This is a genomic window from Paraglaciecola sp. (assembly GCF_030730205.1).
Classification (GTDB): Bacteria; Pseudomonadota; Gammaproteobacteria; order Enterobacterales; family Alteromonadaceae; genus Paraglaciecola.
In genome coordinates this window covers 1-2,435 of sequence record NZ_JANQVQ010000237.1, presented here as the reverse complement: position 1 = coordinate 2,435, position 2,435 = coordinate 1, and the positions used below count along the sequence as shown (strand labels likewise).

Genomic DNA, 2,435 nt, shown 5'->3' with positions numbered 1-2,435 from the left:
ATATGCGATATGCGATATGCGATATGCGATATGCGTAAGTAGCGGAAAGATACATTTTAAGGCGCTGAGCGAAATCGCGGGCTATCAACTAAATCAGCGTGAAGCCACACAAAGCCAATAAAGCGATATTTGCTGCCAAGGCGATTAAATAAAAGTAACTGCGGGGGCTGGGATTTTTTTCTGTAGCAATAGCGTAGTACAGCGCCATATGAATGATCCGCGCGATGGCAAATATCCACAAAAACACTGCTGTCCATAAAAAGCTCGCTCCCACTAAGATAGCTAAGACTGCACTGCCTAAAAATGCAGGAAAATTTTCCAATGAGTTCATAAACGTACGGTTTGAGCGAAACACAAACGAGGAATGACTCAACGAATCATCCATTTTTCCTGGCACTGCATCGGGTTGCGAAGCTTTGCTGGTTGCAGCAACGAGACCTTGCACAATTAGGGTTAAAATAGCAACAAAGATGGCCCAAAAAGCAGCGCTGTAATCGGTAAACATAGTGAGAGTTCCTTTTCTATTAACTTAACTATTTCATATGCTTATCATCATAGAATAGATCACACTGGCTGTAAAAGTGCAGATTTAGTCTTCCTGAATATAACAAAAGGGTAGGGCTGGTAAGCCCGCGAGATTATATAGATTAGCAGGGCTATTATCGGCCCAGCCATAACGCAGCGAAACAGGTTGCTTAATCTTAGGCGCACTTACAATCACCTTGTTGTCTTGAATGGTGGCCTGAGCATGAACAAATTTGCCGTCAGTGCTAGCAATAGCAAAACCGGCCAATTGATCGCCTTTTACCTGTAAGCCGCCATCAATATGTTTGTACGATACGACTAAAACGTTTTTCCCTGCTATTTTCTGTGGTTGCACCTGCTGCATTACTGGGCCTGAGTAACTGACATTTTCTTGTAACACCATATGCTGGGCAATACGCCACAGTCGTTCACCCACTTCGGCTTTGTTGCGGGGATGAATATCATTGGCATCGCCAATATCAATAGTGACGGCCATGCCTGTATAGGGCAAGGTTAAAGCAGAAGCTTGAGCTTCTCGTAAGCGTGCCCAGTCACTGTTTTGCACGTGGTTTTTTTGCTGAAGATAACTGGCCAGTTGCACAAATAAAAACGGCAAATCTGGTGTTTGCCATTGTGCGCGCCAATCCTTGATTAAAGCCTTAAATAAATCACTGTATATGGCGTTAGCACCAACGTTGTTTTCACCCTGATACCAAATAACGCCATTGATAGGAAAGTGAATAAGAGGGTGGATCATGCCGTTGAATAGCACCCCGGGTTTCCACTTATAGGATGTAGGTTCGTGTTTGGAATTAAGGGGCTGATTTTGTTGTTCTAGAGCCTCAATGTCACTGAACTTTTGTTGCCATTGCTGAGTATTTTCAAGCATGTCCAAAGCACTATCTTGATAGCCTGGAACATACTGTAAAGCTTCAAGGGAAGTCCAGGCTTCGGCCGGAGTTCCGCCCCAAGTACTGTCAATTATTGCAAGCGGAATACCGGTATGTTGTTGGTAGCGCTTAGCAAAATGCCATGCTACGGCAGAGAATTCTCCTGTTGTCTCAGGGCTGGCTATGTTCCATTGTCCCTGCCTTAATAGCGCTGGTGGGATGGCGTGATATTGCTTGGCGATTTCAAAAAAACGAATATTAGGATTAAGGCTGTTGGCCACTTCCTCTTGCCAATCATCAACTTGCCAATTTAATTTCCATTCCATATTTGATTGACCAGAGGCTAACCAAATATCGCCAATCAGCACGTCATTAACTTCGATTTGCTCACTGCCTTGCTTGATCCTCAGACTAAATGGGCCACCCGCTTGCTGCGCGGGAAGGGTTAAATGCCACTTTCCCTGTTCGTCAATCTCGGAGGTATTACTCGCTATTATTGTATTGTTGTCCTTTAACTTGACCTTGATCACCTGCTTTTGTTTACTCAGGCCCCAAACCGTGATGGTTTTGTTACGCTGCAAAACCATGTGATCAGAGAAAATCGACGGCAGGGACAAGGCACGTTGCTTGTTAAAGGGGTCGTTCATTTCAGTGAGAGTACTCAACGTGCTTAGCCATTTTATTTTCGGCATTTAAAAATTAAGAGAAAATAGCACGTCACCGCCATGCTAACACCACAGCTAAATGTATCCTATTGGCGTGTCGAGCAGCTAAGTTAAAAACGTGACTGTCCCAAAGGATAAAAATGCTGAGAAGCAAGCTGTATAGTATATTCGACTTAATCTATCAATACATTTAGTTGTATAAAAACGACGCATCGCATAGCATCAGGTAATAATAAATATCTGATTAAAAAAGATTTTTTAGAACTATGAAAACCATCAAACTGTTTTCTTTTGTAATAATGTTATTACAAATACAGTTAATTTATGCGAATGAATACAGTGAAATTGGTTTACC

At 42.7% G+C, this 2,435-nt stretch carries 2 protein-coding genes; both read right to left on the bottom strand.

Annotation, left to right across the window (positions count from 1 at the left end):
• Positions 1–88 precede the first annotated feature (88 nt).
• Positions 89–505 carry an MAPEG family protein gene (locus NWQ57_RS15540; protein WP_306023074.1) on the bottom strand — a complete coding sequence of 139 codons (417 nt, stop codon included), beginning with the start codon at positions 503–505 and terminating at the stop codon, positions 89–91.
• 84 nt (positions 506–589) lie between these two features.
• The gene (locus tag NWQ57_RS15535; protein WP_306023073.1) at positions 590–2,080 is read right to left on the bottom strand and encodes a sialate O-acetylesterase; all 1,491 of its coding nucleotides are present in this window, start codon (positions 2,078–2,080) and stop codon (positions 590–592) included.
• Positions 2,081–2,435: the final 355 nt, after the last annotated feature.

Coding starts and splice junctions, on each gene's coding strand:
- NWQ57_RS15540 (WP_306023074.1), bottom strand. CDS start 505: ATGTTTACCGATTACAGCGCTGCTTTTTGGGCCATCTTTGTTGCTATT.